The 21306-nt window shown below is 43.0% G+C and carries 19 protein-coding genes; 11 read left to right on the forward strand and 8 right to left on the reverse strand.

Translation table 11 applies throughout. The features are described from left to right. Positions 1–248: 248 nt before the first annotated feature. From H5200_RS16130 to H5200_RS16160, 7 genes are all read right to left on the reverse strand, one after another. Positions 249–1010 carry an SDR family oxidoreductase gene (locus tag H5200_RS16130; RefSeq protein ID WP_145233291.1) on the reverse strand — a complete coding sequence of 254 codons (762 nt, stop codon included), beginning with the start codon at positions 1008–1010 and terminating at the stop codon, positions 249–251. Between the two features lie 3 nt (positions 1011–1013). Next, entirely contained in the window at positions 1014–1904 is an 891-nt protein-coding gene (mmsB, locus tag H5200_RS16135) for a 3-hydroxyisobutyrate dehydrogenase (protein WP_145233289.1), read from the reverse strand. Between the two features lie 4 nt (positions 1905–1908). After that, positions 1909–3054, reverse strand: a complete 1146-nt coding sequence (locus H5200_RS16140; protein WP_182761855.1) for an enoyl-CoA hydratase/isomerase family protein — start codon at positions 3052–3054, stop codon at positions 1909–1911. Then, entirely contained in the window at positions 3054–3833 is a 780-nt protein-coding gene (locus H5200_RS16145) for an enoyl-CoA hydratase (protein ID WP_182718996.1), read from the reverse strand. The genes H5200_RS16140 and H5200_RS16145 overlap by 1 nt, the downstream gene beginning before the upstream one ends. A 10-nt stretch (positions 3834–3843) precedes the next feature. Continuing rightward, positions 3844–5001, reverse strand: coding sequence for an acyl-CoA dehydrogenase family protein (locus tag H5200_RS16150; RefSeq protein WP_182718997.1), 1158 nt, complete (start codon positions 4999–5001; stop codon positions 3844–3846). 124 nt (positions 5002–5125) lie between these two features. Beyond that, the gene (locus H5200_RS16155; protein ID WP_145233279.1) at positions 5126–6616 is read right to left on the reverse strand and encodes a CoA-acylating methylmalonate-semialdehyde dehydrogenase; all 1491 of its coding nucleotides are present in this window, start codon (positions 6614–6616) and stop codon (positions 5126–5128) included. An 89-nt stretch (positions 6617–6705) separates the two neighbouring features. Then, complete coding sequence (locus H5200_RS16160; RefSeq protein ID WP_145233277.1) at positions 6706–7887, reverse strand: acetyl-CoA C-acyltransferase; 1182 nt, start codon at positions 7885–7887, stop codon at positions 6706–6708. Between the two features lie 329 nt (positions 7888–8216). Here H5200_RS16160 and H5200_RS16165 point away from each other — a divergent pair, with 329 nt between their 5' ends. The 9 genes from H5200_RS16165 to H5200_RS16205 all read left to right on the forward strand — a co-directional run bounded on the left by H5200_RS16165 (position 8217) and on the right by H5200_RS16205 (position 17841). Next, entirely contained in the window at positions 8217–8651 is a 435-nt protein-coding gene (locus tag H5200_RS16165; protein ID WP_145233276.1) for a MerR family DNA-binding transcriptional regulator, read from the forward strand. Between the two features lie 63 nt (positions 8652–8714). After that, a complete protein-coding gene (locus H5200_RS16170; RefSeq protein ID WP_182761856.1) occupies positions 8715–9890 on the forward strand; it encodes an isovaleryl-CoA dehydrogenase in 1176 nt (391 codons plus the stop codon). Between the two features lie 11 nt (positions 9891–9901). Then, a complete protein-coding gene (locus H5200_RS16175; protein ID WP_182761857.1) occupies positions 9902–11509 on the forward strand; it encodes a carboxyl transferase domain-containing protein in 1608 nt (535 codons plus the stop codon). Between the two features lie 10 nt (positions 11510–11519). After that, entirely contained in the window at positions 11520–12290 is a 771-nt protein-coding gene (locus tag H5200_RS16180) for an enoyl-CoA hydratase/isomerase family protein (protein WP_145233273.1), read from the forward strand. Positions 12291–12298: 8 nt separating this feature from the next. Beyond that, entirely contained in the window at positions 12299–14275 is a 1977-nt protein-coding gene (locus tag H5200_RS16185) for an acetyl/propionyl/methylcrotonyl-CoA carboxylase subunit alpha (RefSeq protein WP_182761858.1), read from the forward strand. Beyond that, positions 14268–15179 carry a hydroxymethylglutaryl-CoA lyase gene (locus H5200_RS16190; RefSeq protein WP_182759305.1) on the forward strand — a complete coding sequence of 304 codons (912 nt, stop codon included), beginning with the start codon at positions 14268–14270 and terminating at the stop codon, positions 15177–15179. The genes H5200_RS16185 and H5200_RS16190 overlap by 8 nt, the downstream gene beginning before the upstream one ends. A 54-nt stretch (positions 15180–15233) precedes the next feature. After that, a complete protein-coding gene (locus tag H5200_RS16195; protein ID WP_145233270.1) occupies positions 15234–15932 on the forward strand; it encodes a CoA transferase subunit A in 699 nt (232 codons plus the stop codon). Positions 15933–15944: 12 nt separating this feature from the next. Then, positions 15945–16601 (forward strand): 3-oxoacid CoA-transferase subunit B, encoded by a 657-nt coding sequence (locus H5200_RS16200; protein WP_145233269.1) that lies wholly within the window; start codon positions 15945–15947, stop codon positions 16599–16601. A 361-nt stretch (positions 16602–16962) separates the two neighbouring features. Next, positions 16963–17841: a LysR family transcriptional regulator gene (locus tag H5200_RS16205; RefSeq protein ID WP_145233266.1), complete on the forward strand. Its 879-nt coding sequence runs from the start codon at positions 16963–16965 to the stop codon at positions 17839–17841. A gap of 152 nt (positions 17842–17993) precedes the next feature. Here H5200_RS16205 and msrA read toward each other — a convergent pair whose 3' ends face one another. Next, complete coding sequence (msrA, locus tag H5200_RS16210; RefSeq protein ID WP_182761859.1) at positions 17994–19286, reverse strand: peptide-methionine (S)-S-oxide reductase MsrA; 1293 nt, start codon at positions 19284–19286, stop codon at positions 17994–17996. Positions 19287–19669: 383 nt separating this feature from the next. Between msrA and pxpB the strand changes: the two genes are divergently transcribed. Further along, positions 19670–20338: a 5-oxoprolinase subunit PxpB gene (gene pxpB / locus H5200_RS16215; RefSeq protein ID WP_182735622.1), complete on the forward strand. Its 669-nt coding sequence runs from the start codon at positions 19670–19672 to the stop codon at positions 20336–20338. Continuing rightward, on the forward strand, positions 20335–21270 hold the full coding sequence (locus H5200_RS16220; protein ID WP_182761860.1) for a biotin-dependent carboxyltransferase family protein: 936 nt from the start codon (positions 20335–20337) through the stop codon (positions 21268–21270). The genes pxpB and H5200_RS16220 overlap by 4 nt, the downstream gene beginning before the upstream one ends. Positions 21271–21306 lie beyond the last annotated feature (36 nt).

Genomic DNA, 21306 nt, shown 5'->3' on the forward strand with positions numbered 1-21306 from the left:
CTTTCTCGCATTAGGCTCTTTACGTGATAAAGCTAAAAGTTGCTTGGATTTTTCTAAGTTCAATTTAGTAAAAGTAGATAAGTATCAGAGTGCTAATTAGATCACATAATTTGGCAGATTGGTATGACAAATAAAAAACTGTATATACACACAGCGTCACTTAAGATGCTACTTTATTAACCAATTAAGTTATAAACAAAAACAGCAAGCCGAGGCTTGCCGTTTTATTACACTTAAAAAAGGTTTACTTACAAACGAATACCGCCGTCAATCTCAACCACGCGACCGGTGAAGAAGTCGTTTTCGATAATATACTGTGCTGTATGTGCAATTTCATCCGCTTCACCAAAGCGCCCTACGGGTGTTACTGCTAGCATGCGCTGCTTGGCTTCTGGTTTCATAGCGTCGGTCATATTGGTACGAATAACGCCCGGTGCAATGGCACCTACACGAATACCAAAACGGCCAAGTTCTTTTGCCCAACCAGTGGTCATCGCTACCACACCCGCTTTCGACGCAGCGTAGTTAGTTTGACCAATGTTACCTGCACGAGCAACACTCGACATATTAACTATCACGCCACCTTTACCCGATTCAATCATATGGCACGCAGCTTCACGCCCCGCTAAAAACACGCCGGTTAAGTTTACATCAATCACTGACTTAAATTGATCAAGGGCCATTTTAGCAACCACTTTGCCTTCTTTGGCTTTGATAAACATACCATCGCGTAAAATACCGGCATTATTTATCAATACACCAATATGACCAAAATCTGTATTGATGGTATTAAATGTATTTACCACCGCATCTTCATCAGTCACATTGGCAACATAGGCTTTTACAGTTACACCATGTTGGCTAAGCTCAGCAACTGCATCATCTAACAGCGCTTGTTGCATATCAATTAACGCAATATTAGCACCAAGCGACGCAAGTTTATGCGCCATTGCAAAGCCTAAGCCTTGCGCGCCACCGGTGATCACCACGGTATTATTTTTAATTTCCACCTGTTACTCCTTCGAGAATAATTTAAATATGGCGCTAAAGTCTTCGCTGCCCGCACCTTGGTGTTGCAACATGGTATAAAGGTTTTTAGCCATTGACCCCATCGGGGTTACTGAATTACTTTGCTGCGCGGCTTCCATCGCAAGACCTAGGTCTTTAGCCATTAAATCAACCATAAAGCCTGGTTTATAATCATTACTAGCAGGGGCTGTGGCCATCACACCTGGGCAAGGATTGTAAAGCTCAAGAGTCCAGTTACGACCAGAGCTGGCGGTCATAATGTCACTGAGCACTTTTGCGTCAAGGCCATTATTTATACCCATTTGAATTGCTTCACTGGTTCCCGCCATTAAAATACTCAATAGCATGTTATTACAAATTTTTGCGACTTGTCCTGCGCCAATATCACCTGCATGAAAGATATTTTTACCCATATCAGCAAGCACCGGTTGGGCCTTAGCAAATTGCTCATCGCCACCACCGACGATAAAGGTCAGTGTACCTGCCGTTGCACCGGCAACACCACCGGATACCGGCGCGTCAACAAAGTCGATACCATGCTCACTAAGCTCAGCGCCTACGTCGCGTGCTGATGCTGCATCAATCGTTGAACAATCAATTACTAACGTTGACTTTGCTAAAATATGTACAAGTCCGGTATCACCTAAATAAAGTGACTTAACGTGCTTACTGGCCGGTAGCATGCTGATCAATACATCAACATCCGTTGCACAATGTTTAGCATCATCCGCGGCGATCGCGCCATTTTCAGCAAGTAGATTTACGACCGATCGGTTTAAATCAAACACCTTAACCTGATGACCCGCTTTAACTAAGTTGGCAGCCATTGGGCCACCCATGTTACCTAAACCAATAAAACCAATAGAAAGTGACATAACATTATCCTTGTGTAAGTTGTTTTAGTGGATGTGAGTCGTGATCCCAACGTTGAACAAAAAAACTCTCGACTAATTCATCAGGGATCTGTTCAAGCGTTTTAAACTGCCAATTAGGCGCGCCGTCTTTATCAATCAGTAACGCACGAATACCTTCTTGAAACTCACCGACTTCACCACAGCGAACCGACATACCCAGTTCCATTTGAAAACATTCGCCTAAACTTTTACCTTTTGAACTGGCAAGTTGACGCTCAACTAAGGCGCAACTGAGCGGGCAACCATGCTTTAATGCTTTTTGTGCTCGGGTAAGCCACGTATCGTCAGTTTCTAGATTTAAGATATAATTTACTTTATCGCGTAGATCAGTAAATTCACTCAATTTTTGAATGGTGGCTAAATGCGCCTTTACATTGCCTTTTGGCATTCGCCCAGAAACATTATCAAGTTCGGTAAGTAAACTGGTCAGCTTCTCGTGATTCAATGAAGCCGTTTTACCCCACTTAATACTGCACAATTGCTCAATCAGAGTGTCGTATTTATCCGCCTTGAGGTAGTGATCAGCCAATGCCACATACATTGCATCGTCACAATTAATAGACGCTGCAGTTAACCCCAAAAATAAGCCGACATGTTCAGGCATTTTATGTAGAAAATAACTGCCGCCTACATCTGGGTATAAACCAATTGTTAGCTCAGGCATAGCAATACGTGAGTTCTCAGTTACCACACGATGACTTGCTCCGGCCATTAAGCCTAAACCGCCGCCCATCACAATACCATTACCCCAAACAAGGATCGGTTTATCATAACAATGAATGAGGTGGTCAAGGCGATATTCGTGAGCAAAGTAATCTTCTATTAGATTTGCCGGTTCACCACTGTTCATAGCATTATGCAGGCTGACTACATCACCACCGGCACAAAATGCTTTATCCCCTGCCCCTTTAAGTATCACCATCGCAACATTACTGTCAGCCGCCCATGCGTTAAGTTGTGGCGCTAATAATTTGATCATCTCAAAATTAAGTGCATTTAACGATTTAGGGGAGTTGAGCGTGGCAAAACCAATGAGTGAGCCGTTTGCAGCGCTCGCAGTTTCAAACACCACGGGCGCATCTGGTGAATTTAATTGCGTTAACTCAGTCATTAGCCATTCACCCAATTTGCTTTGCGTTTTTCTAGGAAGGCATTCACCCCTTCTTGTTGATCTTGTGTATCAAACAAACCAACAAATAACTCACGTTCAAGGGGTAATATATGCGCCATTGGCTGAGTGCGGCCCTTTTGGATCAGGGTTTTACAAGCACTAACAGCAACAGGACTTTGATCTGCCACTTGATTAGCTAATTTAAGTGCCACCGCAAGACTTTCGCCTTGTGGTACCACTTCTTCAACTAAGCCGATTTGTAGGGCTTTATCTGCTTTTAGGCGCTCACCACATAAAATCATACGTTTAGCCCAGCCTTCACCAACTAACCATGCTAGGTTTTGCGTGCCACCCGCACACGGTAGTAAACCTACTTTGGCTTCTGGTAGTGCCATTTGTGCTTGCTCTTCTGCAATGCGAATGTCACATGCTAACGCCACTTCTAGACCACCACCCATGGCATAGCCATTGATCGCGGCAATGGATACACCTCTAAATGCAGTTAATGCTTCAAATGCGTCACCAAATACTTGCGACATAGTCGCTGCTACGCCTTTATCGCCACCAGCAAATACATTTAAATCAGCACCAGCACTGAAGAATTTTTCACCTTCACCGGTGATCACTAAGGAGTAAACATTTTTATTGTCATTGAGCTCATTTACCATATTTTTTAAGGCAATTAACGTGTCTTTAGTCCAGGTATTCGCTGGCGGATTAGACATGGTTAAAATCGCTACGTGACCTTCAATGGTTAATTCAATACTTGGGTTTGACATTTCGCGCTCCTTATAAAATATCGGCTGCTGATTCAGCTAAAATACGGCGTGCAATAATCACCCGCATGATCTCGTTAGTACCTTCAAGAATTTGATGAACGCGCACATCACGAACGTGGCGCTCCAGTGGGTATTCTTTGATATAACCATAACCACCATGAATTTGTAGTGCGTCATTACACACAGTAAAACCTACATCAGTGGCAAAACGCTTTGCCATGGCGCAATAAGTGGTTTTTTCGCTGTCATTATTATCAAGTTTAAAAGCCGCTAAACGCACCATTTGACGCGCCGCAACAAGCTCGGTATTCATATCGGCAATTTTAAATTGCAGCGCTTGAAAAGCAGCCAACGGTTTACCAAATTGTGTGCGTTCTTTTAAGTATTCACGGGCTGTTTCAAGTGCCGCTTGGGCAGTGCCAATTGAACAAGTTGCAATATTAATACGCCCGCCATCAAGGCCTTGCATTGCAAACTTAAAGCCTTCACCTTCTTGACCTAATAAATTATGAGCAGGTATGCGTACATCTTCAAAACTAATTAGTCGTGTTGGCTGCGCATTCCAGCCCATTTTTTCTTCTGCTTTACCGTATTCAACGCCTTTGGCATCAGCCGGTACTACAAACGCAGAAATACCCGCCGCACCTTCACCGCCAGTACGCGCCATAACTACTAACACTTCGGTCTCGCCTGCGCCTGAGATAAACATTTTTGAGCCATTGATCACGTAATCATCGCCATCACGAACCGCTTTTGTTTTCAATGAGGCTGCATCGGAGCCTGAACCAGGCTCTGTTAAACAATAAGAAGCTAGTAGTTCACCCATAACAAGTTGGTCACAATATTTAGCTTTTGTTTGCTCAGTACCAAAACTTGCAATCATCCAGGTCGCCATATTGTGAATGGTCAACATTGCGGTTGTAGCTGTACAACCCATCGCCAACTGTTCAAAAATAATACTTGAATCTAAGCGCGACAGGCCTAAACCGCCTGCTTCCTCTGGCGTATACAAACCACAGAAACCCAGTTCACCTGCAGCTTTAATGGTATCTTTTGGAAAAATATGTTCGCGGTCCCATTTTGCTGCATAAGGAGCCAGTGCTGATTCTGCGAATTGACGAGCTGTTTGAGCAAATGCTTGCTGATCTTCAGTTAAATTAAAGTCCATTGGAGACCTCTTGTTTATAATTGCGTTGTCAAATTAGATATTCGTGAAGAGCAACGAAGGCAATATTGTGTGTGAAATCGCCTTCGTGCCCCTCTTTTTTATTATGTGGAGTAAGTTAAATTAGTTATTTAAGATTAATGCTCATGTTTGGACCAGAGGCAATCTCGTCTTCAAACCAACGTGAAGTAATTGTTTTGGTCTCAGTATAAAAACGAATACCTTGCTTACCGTACGTATGCGTATCGCCATAGAATGAACCTTTCCAACCGGTGAACGAAAAGAATGGCAGTGGCACAGGAATTGGTACGTTAATACCCACTTGACCAACTTCAATCTCATGTTGGAACTTACGCGCAACCGCACCACTTGAAGTGAATAACGACGTGCCATTACCAAATGGAGAATCATTTATAAGCGCGATTGCTTCATCAAGCGAATCAACAAACATACACGCCAGTACTGGGCCAAAAATTTCTTCTTTGTATAAATCCATCTCAGTGGTGACGTCAGTAAATAAGGTAGGTCCTACCCAGTTACCTTTTTCATAGCCTGCAACAGTAAAATCAGAGCCATCAATTAAACACGTTGCACCTTGCTCTTTACCTTGTGCAATCAGTGACAAAATACGCGCTTTGGCTGCGGTCGATGTTTGCGGACCATAGGCTGCATCTTTGTCATCCCACACACCCGGGCGCACATTGGCAAAACCGGCTTTGATGTCTTCAACCCAGTCTTTCGCTTGGCCAACAAACACCGCCACTGAAATACCCATACAACGCTGACCCGCAGCACCAACAGAGGCACCAACAAGGTTATTAACTACATGTGAGCGACTTGCATCAGGCATGATCACCATGTGGTTTTTAGCACCGACACAGGCTTGTACACGTTTTAAATTAGCCGTGCCTTTAGAGTAAATGTATTCACCTACGCCACACGAGCCAACAAACGAAATTGCGCGTACTGCGGGATCTTCTAATAAGCGGTCAACTTGTACTTTAGTGCCATGAACAACTTGTAGTACACCTGCAGGTGCGCCGGCTTCAATGAACAGTTCAGCGAGTCGCATTGGCGTCAGCGGATCTTGCTCAGAGGGTTTTAAAATAAAGGTGTTACCACAGACAATCGCCAGTGGGAACATCCATAGTGGGATCATCGCTGGAAAGTTAAACGGCGTAATACCCGCGCACACACCCAGTGGTTGCATGTATGAGTAAGTATCGATTTTACGGGCCACGTTTTCCATGGTTTCGCCCATCATTAAAGATGGCGCATTAGCTGCTTGCTCAACCACTTCAATACCACGCCAAACATCGCCTTTGGCATCTTCAAAGGTTTTGCCTAATTCATGGCAAATAATGGTGGCTAGTTCATCGTGGTGCTCTTTTAAAAGTGCTGCATACTTCATCATAATGCGCGCACGTTCAGTAATTGGCACATCTTTCCAGCTTTTAAAGGTGTCTTTGGCTGATGCGATAGCCGCATCCATTTCAGCGTCGGTAGCACACGGTACTTGTGCTAACACTTCTTGGTTTGCTGGATTAATAACGTCAATCAGTTGATCTGATGTTGATTGAACAAATTCGCCGTTGATCAGTAATGGTACTTGGTGCATAACGCACTCCTCCCCAGAGGGTAATAAATTAAGCCGCAGTAGTTATTGTTAAAAGAGCCTACGGCTGTAAGAGTTTAAATTTAACTAATTTATAGTGCTTCAACCGCCAGTGCGACCGCCTCGCCACCGCCAATACATAAAGACGCTACGCCTTTTTTCAGGCCACGATTTTTAAGAGCATGGATAAGTGTCACTAAAATACGTGCGCCGCTAGCACCAATTGGGTGGCCAAGTGCACAAGCACCACCATTAACATTCACTTTGCTGGCATCAAGTTTTAATTCATTAATCGCCAACATTGTTACCATGGCGAATGCTTCGTTAATTTCCCATAAGTCAACGTCGTCAGTTGTCCAGCCTGCTTTTGCAAGCAAACTATTCATTGCGCCAACAGGAGCAAGAGTAAACTCACTTGGTTTTTGAGAATGGGTACTGTGCGCAACAATACGACACAGTGGCGTAAGCCCTTGTGCTTTGGCGTGCGATTCACTCATTAAAATAAGGGCTGCGCCACCGTCTGAAATTGACGATGAATTAGCCGCAGTGATGGTGCCGTCTTTTTTAAACGCAGCACGCAAACCGGGAATTTTTTCTGGGCGTGCATTACCTGGTTGCTCGTCAATGCTGATGGTTACATCGCCCTTACGAGAGCTAATAGTGTGCGGCGCAATTTCATTTACAAAATCGCCATTTGCAATCGCAGCATTTGCTTTGGTCAGTGAATTAAGTGCAAATTCATCCATTTGCTCGCGGCCAATACCGTATTCATCAGCCGTATCTTGAGCAAAACAGCCCATCGCTTTATTATCGTATGCGTCTTCTAGGCCATCACTCATCATGTGATCTTTAATTTCGCCATGGCCCATCCGCATACCGCCACGCGCTTTAGGAATAAAATATGGCGAGTTGGTCATGCTTTCCATGCCACCTGCAACCGCGCTGTTAATTGAACCGGCTTTAATTAAATCATGTGCAAGCATGGCGGCCTTTAAACCTGAACCACATACTTTGTTGATGGTCGTAGCGCCAGTACTGCGCGCAAGACCTGCTTTTAACATTGCTTGACGTGCTGGCGCTTGACCTAAACCTGCCGGTAATACACAGCCCATGATCACTTCATCAATAGCTGTATCGCTTAATCCGGTGTCAGCAAGCGCACTGGCAATGGCTGTTGCACCTAACTCAGTGGCGGCTGCATCACTAAGGGCTCCCATAAAACCACCCATTGGGGTGCGTTTTGCTGCTACAATAACAACGGCTTCGGTAGTCATAAAAAAGGCTCCATTTTATAATTGGCTATATTCATATGCAGAGATTAGCCAAACACTGTAATTTATAATCTGCTTATGAGCATACATAATATTTACGTTTACGCCAACGTAAATCTAAAATCAAGATTTTTGCGCCCAACGAAAGTGTAAACATATCTTTATTTTGCTGTAGCCTAATACAAACAGCGCCCCTGCAAGCTGCATTAATACAGGTTACACCTGCTATTTATGGCTTTAGGTTATTAGTCTAAAGTATAAGTTCTACAATCCACTTTACCTTTACGTAAACTTCACTTATATTGGAGTTATTCGAATGAGGTAAAAACACTATGAATCAAGATAATCAAACAAACTTTGCAAGTTCAGCCGCCGAACCGGCAAGCAATGAACAAACCTTTAGTATCAGTGAACTGGCTAAAGAGTTTGATATAACCACCCGCTCAATTCGCTTTTACGAAGATCAGGGCTTAATTTCACCTGAGCGTAATGGCCAAACCCGTATTTATTCAAAACGCGATAAAGTGCGTTTAAAACTTATTTTACGTGGCAAGCGGTTAGGTTTTACCTTAGCTGAAACAGGCCGTTTGTTTGAACTTTATGATGCCGATAAATCCAGCGCTAAACAGTTAGTGACTATGCTTGACTTAATTTCAGATAAAAAAGCTGATCTAAGCCAACAAATGGATGACATTAAAGTTGTCTTGATGGAATTAGTAACCGCAGAGCGTCGTTGTCGCGACACCTTAAATCAATTAGATGAATAACTAGTTTTAAACAATAACGATTAAATGACTATTCATTAACAGTCTCTCACACAGGAATGAATCATGAGCACTATTTCACTATATAAAGAAATGAACTTTGGCCTTGGCGAAACCGCAGATATGATCCGCGATCATGTAAACAGTTTTGCTAGCCAAGAAATTGCCCCTTTAGCTGAAAAAACCGATCTTGATAATGCGTTTCCTAATCAGCTTTGGCCACAACTTGGCGAAATGGGCTTACTAGGTATGACCGTATCCGAAGAGCTCGGTGGTGCCGGTCTTGGTTACCTTGAACACGTAATCGCAATGGAAGAAATTAGCCGAGCGAGTGCCTCTATAGGCCTAAGTTACGGTGCTCATTCTAACCTGTGTGTTAATCAAATTAATCGCAATGGCACGCAAGCACAAAAAGAAAAATACTTACCTAAATTAATTAGTGGTGAGCACATTGGTGCCCTTGCCATGAGTGAGCCTAACGCAGGCTCTGACGTAGTATCAATGAAACTTAAAGCCGAGAAAAAAGGCGATAAGTACATTTTAAACGGTAATAAAATGTGGATCACCAATGGTCCAGATGCGCATACTTTAGTGATCTATGCTAAAACTGATTTAACCGCTGGCGCTAAAGGCATCACCGCATTTATTGTTGAGAGTAATTTCCCTGGTTTTTCTACCGCCCAAAAACTCGACAAACTCGGGATGCGCGGCTCAAATACCTGTGAATTAGTGTTCGAAAACTGTGAAGTACCAGAAGAGAACATCCTTGGCAATTTAAACGAAGGCGTTAAGGTACTAATGAGTGGCCTTGATTATGAACGTGTTGTGCTAGCGGCAGGCCCGCTGGGTATCATGCAAGCCTGTATGGATATTGTTGTACCTTATATTCATGAACGTAAGCAGTTTGATACACCGATTGGTCAATTTCAGCTGATACAAGGCAAAGTAGCCGACATGTATACACAAATGAATGCAGCTCGCTCTTATGTATACACTGTTGCGCGTTCATGTGATCGCGGTGAAACGACCCGTAAAGATGCCGCAGGCGCAATTTTATATGCGGCAGAGCTGGCAACTAAAATGGCACTTGATGCTATTCAAATTCTCGGTGGTAACGGTTATATCAACGAATACGCCACTGGCCGCCTATTGCGTGACGCTAAGCTTTATGAAATTGGTGCCGGTACCTCGGAAATTCGTCGCATGCTAATTGGTCGCGAATTATTTACTGAAAGCCGTTAAGGATAAGCGCTATGACTATTTTAAAATCAAGCATCAACCCTCACGACCCGCAGTTTTTGCAAAATCATAAAAATATGGCGGCACTGGTTGATGATTTACGCGATAAAGTAAGCGAGATCAGCCAAGGTGGTGGCGTAGCGTTAATAGAACGCCATGAAAGCCGTGGTAAAATGTTCGTGCGTGAACGCATTAGTACCTTACTTGACGAAGGTTCACCATTTTTAGAGATTTCACAATTTGCAGCCTTTGGTGTTTATGAGCAAGCGATTCCTTGTGCCGGTGTAGTTGCTGGTATTGGCCGTGTTAAAGGCGTTGAATGTATGATCATCGCCAATGATGCGACAGTTAAGGGCGGCACCTATTTTCCGCTAACCGTTAAAAAACATTTACGCGCACAAGATATTGCCGAGCGGTGTCACCTACCGTGTATATATTTGGTTGATTCAGGTGGTGCCAACCTACCTGAGCAAGATGATGTGTTTCCTGACAAACTGCACTTTGGTCGTATTTTTTATAATCAAGCGCGTATGTCGGGCAAAGGCATTCCACAAATTGCAGTCGTTATGGGTTTATGTACCGCAGGTGGCGCGTACGTGCCTGCAATGGCCGACGAAAGCATCATTGTAAAAGAGCAAGGCACAATATTTTTAGCCGGCCCACCGCTGGTAAAAGCGGCTACAGGTGAAGAGGTAACCGCAGAAGAACTTGGCGGCGCTGATGTCCACTGTAAAACATCAGGGGTTGCCGATCATTACGCTGAAAATGACGCTCATGCGTTATCAATTGCTCGCCAATGTATTGAACGAATTAATTATCAACGCCCTACTTCGCCAATATTAGAGCAAGTAAAAGCACCGCGTTATGATATTAACGAATTATACGGCATTGTTGGCACCGATCTTAAAAAGCCATTTGATGTTCGCGAAGTGATTGCGCGTACCGTGGATGATTCTTCATTTGATGAGTTTAAACGTTACTTTGGCGATACCTTAGTGACTGGGTTTGCGAAAATCTATGGTCATCCGGTTGGGATTGTTGCTAACAATGGCATTTTGTTTAGTGAGTCAGCTCAAAAAGGCGCGCACTTTATTCAGCTGTGCGCACAACGAAATATTCCACTGGTGTTTTTACAAAATATTACCGGCTTTATGGTAGGTAAAAAATACGAAGCCGAAGGCATTGCTAAACACGGTGCTAAAATGGTGATGGCTGTTTCGTGTGCTGATGTTCCAAAATTTACCGTATTAATTGGCGGCTCTTATGGCGCAGGTAACTATGGCATGTGTGGTCGTGCGTTTGAACCGACTATGATGTGGATGTGGCCTAATGCGCGTATTTCTGTGATGGGCGGCGAACAAGCAGCAGGCGTTATGGCGCAAGTTAAACAAGATGGTTTAGCCCGTAAAGGCCAAAGCATGACTGATGAGCAAATCAGCGAGTTTAAACAGCCGATTATCGACCAATACGAGCAACAAGGTCATCCATACTATGCCAGCGCCCGTTTGTGGGATGACGGTATCATCGATCCAGCAGATACCCGAAGTGTGCTAGGTTTAGCTCTCAGTGCTGCAGCCAATGCACCAAAACGTGATTCGCAATTCGGCGTATTTAGAATGTAAGGACGTGAGTATGTCAGTAACACTACAAATAACTAAATCAAATGTGGCTGTACTCGTTTTAAGTCGCCCTGAAAAGCGCAATGCCTTTAACGAGCAAGTGATCCAAGAACTTATTCAATGTATAGAGCATGCTAATAGCTTAAATGTACGCGCCCTTGTTTTAAAAACTGAGGGAGAGCATTTCTCTGCAGGGGCTGATCTTAATTGGATGAAGTCCATGGCAAACAATGACTTCAGTGAGAATCTTGCGGATTCAAAACAACTTGCCAAATTAATGCATGTATTAGCCAGCAGCCCACTGCCAACGGTATGTGCTGTGCAAGGCGCGGCATTTGGCGGCGCACTGGGCTTAATTGCCTGTTGTGACATAGCCATATGCCAAGACAATGCACAGTTTTGTTTAAGCGAAGTAAAACTTGGCCTCATTCCAGCTGTAATCAGCCCGTATGTGATCAGAGCCATTGGCGAGCGCGCTGCACGTCGTTATTTTTTAACCGCTGAGATTTTTGATGCCCACACAGCCAAGCAATTAGGCTTAATTCACCAAGTAACCGGTAAACTTGAATGCGCGCTTGATCAACTACTCGAAACACTGATCAACAACGGCCCTGTCGCGGTTCGCGCAGCAAAACAATTGATCAACGATGTAGCTGGCCATGATATTAATGAACAAATCATAAATTTAACCGCAGAGCGTATCGCCAAAATTCGCGTATCTGAAGAAGGTCAAGAAGGGTTATCTGCCTTTTTTGAAAAACGCCCACCAAATTGGCAAAAATAGGGATCACCATGAGCACACAATCATTACAAAAAATTCTTATTGCTAATCGCGGCGAAATTGCCTGTCGGGTTATGCGTACCGCAAAGCAAATGGGCTTAACCACTGTGGCGGTTTACTCTGATGCAGATAAAAATTCACAACATGTAAAACTCGCCGATGAAGCCTACCATATTGGCGCAGCGCCGAGTAAAGACTCCTATTTGGTAGCTGATAAAATTATCAAAGTAGCACTGGATGCAGGTGCTGATTGCATTCACCCTGGTTACGGCTTTTTATCTGAGAACAGTGAATTTGCAAAGGCCTGTGAAGCCAATAATATTGCGTTTATAGGCCCACCAGCGAGCAGTATCGAAGCAATGGGCTCAAAAACCCGCGCCAAAGAAATAATGGCAGCCGCGAATGTACCATTAGTACCTGGTTATTATGGTGACAAACAAGATCCTGCGTTTTTACAAGCTGAAGCTGAAAAAATTGGTTACCCAGTGCTTATCAAAGCAGCCTTTGGTGGCGGTGGTAAAGGCATGCGCGTGGTTGAACATGCAAAAGACTTTATCAGTGCTCTACAAGGTGCACAGCGTGAGGCAATCGCCGGTTTTGGTAACGACTTAGTACTACTTGAGCGCTATGTTAATAAACCACGCCATGTTGAAGTACAAGTGTTTGCTGATAATCACGGTAACTGTGTGTACTTAGGTGATCGTGATTGTTCATTACAACGCCGCCATCAAAAGGTGATTGAAGAAGCCCCCGCGCCTGGTTTATCTGACGAACTACGCAAAGAAATGGGCGAAGCCGCAGTACGCTGTGCACTTGCGATCAATTACCGAGGTGCAGGCACGGTTGAGTTTTTACTGTGTGGCGATGAATTCTTCTTTATGGAAATGAACACCCGGCTGCAAGTTGAGCACCCCGTTACTGAAATGGTGACTGGTGTCGATTTAGTTAATTGGCAAATTAACGTCGCCGCAGGTAACCCATTACCCATGCAACAAAGTGATATCCAATTACAGGGCCACAGCTTTGAAGCGCGTATTTACGCCGAAGATCCAAGCAATGACTTTATTCCTTGCTCTGGTACCATCAATGGCTTGTATATACCAGTTCAATCTGAGTATGTACGCATTGATACTGGGATCATGCAAGGGGATGAGATCAGTCCATTTTACGATCCTATGATCGCTAAATTGATCGTTCATGATGACTCGCGCGAGCAAGCTTTAGCACGATTAAGCACAGCCCTTGAACAATTTCATTTAGCGGGCTTTAGTTGTAATGTGAGCTTCTTACACACCCTTGCTAACCATGCAACCTTTAAGCAAGGCGCTCCTGATACTCACTTTATTGAAGAGCAAGGCGATGCGTTGCTTAAAGTTGATCAACAACACGCTGTAAGCAGCCGCATTATAGCTGCATTTAGCTATTTAACTGGGCTTAATCGTCAAGGAACTCAGAACGCATGGGACAGTCTAGCTGGTTTTAAACTCAATGCAGAAGCAACAATCAAGGTGCCATTCGTTGATAATGCGATCACTGCAACAGCTCATCAAGCGGGGTACACAGTCCGCATCGATGAGGTTGACTATACAACCTCTGGCAGTATCGACAATAACCTGTGTAGTGTATTTATCAATGGCAATAAACATATCGCCCATGTGGTTACTGCAGACAATAGCATCACAGTAATGTACAAGGCATTGCAAACTACCTTTGATATTTTTGATAAACACTATATCAGTGATCACGAAAGCGATGCCCTACCGCTTGCAGCACCACTTAATGGTACCGTTGTAAAACACCTTATTGACGTTGGCAGCACCATCACAAAAGGTGATGCTGTGGTGATCATCGAAGCAATGAAAATGGAATATACGCTCACCGCCCCCCATGATGGTGTATTGCAAAGCTATTGTTTTGCAGAAGGTGCTCTGGTGAGTCATGGTGCCCTATTAGCAATTGTCAGCGATGAGAGCGCAGCAGATGAATAGTACACTACCAAGTCATGTTCGCATTGTTGAAGTGGGTGCCCGTGATGGCTTACAAAACGAGCGTGCAGTAACTACTCAAGATAAGGTAACCTTAATTAACGCCCTTGCTGATGCAGGTATTAAAGACATTGAAGCAGGCGCATTTGTATCACCGAAATGGGTGCCACAAATGGCCGATTCCAGCGATGTGATCAGTGCGCTTGATTTACCTACGACTAATTTAACGGCACTTACGCCTAACTTAAAAGGTGCAGAAGCAGCCCATGCTGTGGGTATTAAAGAATTTGCTATTTTTACTGCTGCCAGTGAAGCCTTTTGTCAGAAGAATATTAACTGCTCAATTGACCAAAGCATAGCCCGCTTTACTGATGTAATGGCCTTTGCTAAATCACATAATATTCGTGTTCGTGGTTATGTTAGTTGTGTGCTTGGCTGCCCATACGAAGGCGATATCGATCCGCAGCGCGTACTACAAGTATGTCAAAAGTTATTAGACCTTGGTTGTTACGAAGTAAGCCTAGGTGACACTATTGGCGTAGGTACCGCAAAAAAGGTCGATGAGCTGTTGGACGTACTACTAGCTGAAATTGATAAGTCATTGTTAGCTGTTCATTTTCACGACACTTATGGTCAAGCGCTCACAAATATTTACACTGCCTTAAAGCGAGGTATAGCAACGGTTGACAGTGCAGTTGCAGGCCTTGGTGGCTGCCCTTATGCAAAGGGTGCGTCAGGAAATGTTGCCACTGAAGATGTAGTTTACTTACTACAAGGACTTGGCATAGAGCATGGAATTGATTTAGAAAGACTGGCTAAAGCTGGTTGGGCAATTTGCACGGCATTAAATAAACAACCTGTGAGCAAGGTATCCTTGGCACTTAAAAATCAAACTACTGATCAATAGTCTATATTTAGCCTTAAATTAGTAGTCATATAATTACAAATAAGGAGTGGGCCCATGGCCGGTTTCGATAAAGTGGTTTCAAGTTATGAAGCTGCAATGGAAGGCTTAAAAGATGGCGATACCATTATCGCTGGTGGTTTTGGTTTATGCGGTATCCCTGAGGGATTGATCAGCGAAATCAAACGTAAACAAACCAAAGAACTTACTGTGGTATCGAATAACTGCGGTGTAGATGATTTTGGTTTAGGTATTTTATTGCACGACAAGCAAATTAAAAAAATTATTGCCTCCTACGTGGGTGAAAATGCCCTATTCGAACAGCAATTGTTGAGCGGCGAGATTGATGTCGAGCTTACTCCGCAAGGTACGCTGGCTGAAAAAATGCGTGCCGGTGGTGCTGGCATTCCTGCTTTTTATACAGCGACAGGTTACGGTACGCCTGTGGCAGAAGGTAAAGATGTAAAAGAATTTAACGGACGCCCTTATATCTTAGAAGAATCAATCACTGGTGAGTTTGCCATTGTAAAAGCATGGAAAGCGGACCGTTATGGTAATTTAGTGTTTCGCCATACTGCCATGAACTTTAATCCAATGGCCGCAACAGCAGGTAAAATTACCGTTGCCGAAGTAGAAGAAATTGTTGAACCGGGTGAATTAGAACCAAGCCAAATTCACACCCCTGGTATTTTTGTTAATCGCGTGATCAAAGGTAACTTTGAAAAACGCATTGAACGTGTAACCACTCGCGATTAAGGAGCAATAATTATGGCATTATCACGTGAACAAGTCGCAATGCGCGTTGCACAAGAACTACAAGACGGTTATTACGTTAACCTCGGTATCGGTATTCCTACGTTAGTGGCAAACTACGTACCTGATAACATTGAAGTGATGTTACAGTCTGAAAATGGCTTACTAGGCATGGGGCAATACCCTACTAAAGCAGAGCTTGATGCAGATATGATAAACGCGGGTAAAGAAACCGTGACAGCAGCTAAAGGCGCAGCCATATTTAATAGTGCAGATAGTTTTGCAATGATCCGTGGAGGTCATGTAGACTTAACTGTTCTAGGTGCATTTGAAGTTGACCAAAACGGTAGTATCGCATCGTGGATGATCCCTAAAAAGTTGATCAAAGGCATGGGCGGCGCGATGGACCTTGTCGCTGGTGCAAAAAATATTATCGTTACTATGACCCATGCAAGTAAACATGGTGACTCGAAACTGCTAGAAAGTTGCTCTTTACCTTTAACTGGTGTTAACTGTGTAAAGAAAATAGTGACAGATTTAGCCGTGTTAGAAGTCAAAGACGGCGCATTTCATCTTTTAGAACGCGCACCGGGCGTGTCAGTTGATGAAATTATTAGTAAAACAGCAGGTAAATTACTTGTTGATGGTGAAATCCCTGAGATGGTTTTTTAATTTAACGCTCAGGTTCACCCTGTACCGACCTCATTCCCAGTGCCAATGGCGCTGAGTTACCCAAAATCCCTCGCAAGAGGGATTTTTTTTACCCTATTGCTAGGTTGCACTATGTTATGGCAAAAAAACTGTTTGTGCCCCATAATTGTGAAAACCACCCGCTATCTGTAATGCATAAAAAGTAAAATAACTAACTATTTAGCTGTCAAACTCAGCTTTGTAGATTAAATAAACTTTTAAAGTGTGCTTTTTAAGCATAAATGCACTAATTCACGATAACCCATACAAATCTTGTGCGTACTTTGCAAATTGGGTTAATAATTGCTTAACTAACGGTATGAGTTAATTAAATAGTATTATCATGCAAACACCTATCAGAGGATTGCGTTCATTTTGTTTTGCGGCAAGAACGCTAAGCTTTAAAGAAGCCGCCAATCAGCTTTATTTGACTCCATCTGCTGTTAGTCATCAAATAAAGCAACTAGAAGAACAGTTAGGGATTGAGTTGTTTGAGCGCCAAACACGCTCGATCAGACTTACAGCTGCGGGGAAAAACTTTTATGACTCGGTATCACCACTTATAAAAGCACTCGAAAAAACCATTAACGAATTTAGTCAGCTGCAAGAAAATATAACCATCAGCATTACTTTGCCAGAGTTTTTTGCCAGTGAGTTATTAATGCCGAAACTGAGCGAGTGGACTGTTGAGCACCCTAAAACCAATTTACAACTAAACACCATGAAAACGCGTAAAGAGTTAACTAAACAAAGTGATTTATCTATTGTGCTGTCGTCTTCGAAGCCAATTGAAGGCGTTGTCCACGAGCTGTTTTCATTACAATACACACCGGCTTGTAATAAAGAAAATTGGCAACAGTGGCACAAAAAGCCACTTGAAGCATTACAACAAGTGCCGTTAATTTTGCACAAAGCGCGTCCTTGGGCTTGGCATCAATGGGCTGAACATGCAGGCCTTGATGACTTTTCACCCAAGCAAATTATACAAGTAGATAGTATGTTTGGTGTTGCCCGTGCAGCGCAACAAGGTATGGGTATAGCGCTAATTCCTTTGCCTATTAGTCAAACATGGTTTGACGAAGGCTGGTTGTGCAACTTTACTGATGAACCATTAGTAACCAAGGATAAATACTATTTAGTACAGCACTACCCTGGCGAGGCAAATGCACAGCTTGAGCTATTTATAAAATGGCTGCTAGACACATTTAAACACTTAAAATAAAGCCAATAACAGTGATGATCCGACATTAATTGTACTCTTATAATTTGATATACAACTCATTAAATACGATAAACCCAGCTCAATGGGTTTATCGTAAAAATAGTTTATTTTGAAGCCTTACTCTGCATTTCCTCAGCCATTATTCTAAACTGTTAGGTGTCTTTGCGAGCGACAAAATCTAACACAGTTGCATTGATACAATAACGATCTTCACCTTTTGGGCCTTCACCTGGGAACAAATGCCCTAAATGAATACCCGTAGATTTAGATTTAATTTCAATACGTTGCATACCGTAACTATTGTCTTCATGCATGGTCACACTGTCTTTGATGGGGTGAGTAAATGACAGCCACCCGGTGCCCGATTTGAACCGATCCCGAGTATCAAACAGTGGTACACCACTGAGTTTGTCTATAAAAATACCGTCCGGGGTATTTTTAAAAATATCGTACTGTTTACAAAACGGACTATCTGTACGGGCCTTAAATGCCACTGTATATGCTTCACTATCCCCTAATTTAAATGCGCCAAGTGCTTTATAAAACTCTTCGCTAGACACATAACCTTGGCGACCATAAACCTCTTTACCATCTTCTAAAAATAAGATTGTTGGGGTGGCCCACGTCGCTGATTTAATCGTTAAACCATCAAGTTGATCGGCTTTACGATAAGTGACGGCAATGGTTCCTTGATAATCATTTAACACATCTTTTTTGAGTTTTTCACAATAAGGGCAGTAATCTCGTGAATCAATGATCACTATCTGCTTTCCTGCGAGTAAAGCCGTATTATCAACTTTATCATCACTGCGTTTTTCAAAAACAACGCCTGTTGAATGATCAGGGCAATAGCCATTAGGATTTTTAACTAAGTAGTCTTGGTGATATTCCTCAGCCGGAAAAAATACCGTTAATGGTTTTATAATGGTTTTTATAGAGCCATAACCAGCTTGGGTTAGTTTATCTTGATACTGCTGTTTTAATTCTTCAGCCAGTGCAGCTTGTTGCTCAGTAGTAGTTAAAATAATTGAACGGTACTGCGTGCCAATATCATTTCCTTGGCGATTTTTTTGCGTTGGATCATGACTTTCAAAGTAACTTTTTAATAACGTTGCAGCACTGATTATATTGCTATTGTAAGTAACCTGAACAACTTCAGCGTAATTATTTTCATCGAACTTGCGCGATGATTGGGTAATATTACGATAAGTTGCTTTAAAACCCTTACCATCTGCATAGCCTGACTTTGCATCAATTACACCAGGAAGCGCTTCATAACGTTTTTCTGCCCCCCAAAAGCAACCAGAACCAAGTACCATGGTTTCTAAATGCATTGTTGCTTGAATATCATTATCTTTTTCATTGTTAAGGGAAACACCATAACTTGTCGCACTGAACAAAATTGTTAAAGTGGTTAATTTAAGCCAATTCTTTGCTGCCAACATACTCTACCTCTTTCTATTTGTTGCTTCATTTTAGTAGACCTTGAAGCAGAACATATTATTTCAGCCATGTGGGTTATTTTATCGCTCATTATCACTTCGGAAGCGAATCCAACTTAAGCTATGCGTTGCAATGAGGTAAAACGAATTCATTTAATAAAGGCTGACAGATCAAAAACCTTGTCGCTTATTCTGCTTTATCAATCGCCCTATACTTAGTACGCAAAGCCATGCTGCAAAGTTTAGTTTTTCTTCTTGTACTCATCCTTTTTGCTTTATTAGATCGCTGCAAATATTGCAAGATTGTTAACTAGTCGCATCGCTATAAACATTTCATACGTTATATGCTAGTTTGAGGTATTCAAGAATAATAAATACATTTGGCTATGGATCAACAAACTATCTCTCCAACTATTAGTGTCCTCAGTAATAACAGCATATTGCTTGATGCCACTGCCCTAAACGATGACAGTCTGAGCATTCAAAAAAAAATCTGGGCACTAGTGCAACAATGCAACACCAGCGACGCCTTTATAGATGTAGTACCCGCAATGAACTCGCTGACAGTTTATTTAATAGACCCTACTTCGCTTGCTCACTGGCAAGCTCAGTTAGCACTTTGGTGGGCAAATATAAATCCGCACGACTATCAGGGTAAGCATCATAAAATTATTACCCAATACGGTGGTGACTATGGCCCAGATCTAGACTATGTAGCTGAGTATCACAATTTATCGCCACAACAAGTAATTGATATACATAGCCAAGGGCATTATCAAGTATTGTTTTTAGGCTTTCAGCCAGGCTTTGCATATTTGCACGGTCTGAATAGTCAATTACATACTCCGCGCAGAGCACAGCCGCGAACTCGAGTGCCCAAAGGTTCGGTTGCCATTGGCGCTAATCAAACTGCGATTTACCCAGCTGATTCGCCCGGTGGTTGGCATATTATCGGCCACAGTGATTTTGCATTATTTGACAGTGAAAATACTCCACCATGCGCAATACAACCGGGCGATACGCTGCAATTTGTTACTAAGGAGTCGGTATTATGATCACCGTAATAAAGCCCGGAATGCAAATGACGATTCAAGATCTTGGTCGTCATGGCTATCGTCATTTAGGAATTGCCCAATCTGGTGCGCTTGACCCTTATGCAATGATCATTGCCAATCGTTTAGTGGGCAATGATGACAATCAAAGTGTTATTGAGATCACTTTAGGCTTAGCGCAATTACAGTTTCAATGTGCCACTGTTATTGCGCTGCATGGCGCTGATATGCAAGCAAAGCTTGATGGAGTAAGTATTTATCCCGGCTGGAGTTATCCAGTAGAGCAAGGACAAACACTGACATTTGCCACCGCTCGGCAAGGTTTTCGCAGCTACCTCGCAATTAAAGGCGGCATTGATTGTCATGCAGTGATGAATTCAACAGCCACCGATATTGCAGCAGGTTTTGGTGGCCTAACGGGCGCGCCTTTACAAGCCAATGATCAAGTCCCAATCACGCCATTTGATGGCAATTGGCCGCAACGTGGTGCGATTGCCCCCGCTAAGCGCAGTGTGATCCGCGTCCATTCAAGCCCACATCAACAATTACTATCACAACAATTTAGTGATTTTTTTGCCCAGACGAAATGGCAAGTCAGTCCGCAAAGTAATCGTATGGGAGTAAGGCTCAGTACTGAGCATAATCAATTAATGCATACACATTCATTGCCTTCTTTAGCTGTTAGCCCGGGCTCTATCCAACTAACACCCAGTGGTGAGCCTATCGTATTGCTAAATGATGGCCAAACAACCGGAGGATACCCGCTACTTGGTACTATAATAAGTGCGGATCAACACCAATTTGCACAACTTAAACCTGGTGACTTTGTAATATTTGAATTCGTCAACCTAGCAGCTGCAAATACTGCGCAGCGAAAACTTGACGCTCACCTACAACAATTGACTATTGCACTAAAAAACTTGAGCATCAGATAACCAATCACTAAATAAAAGCTCAGCTTAATAAATAAT

Origin of the sequence: Pseudoalteromonas sp. SG43-7, assembly GCF_014164295.1 — a bacterium.
Lineage (GTDB): Bacteria > Pseudomonadota > Gammaproteobacteria > Enterobacterales > Alteromonadaceae > Pseudoalteromonas > Pseudoalteromonas rhizosphaerae.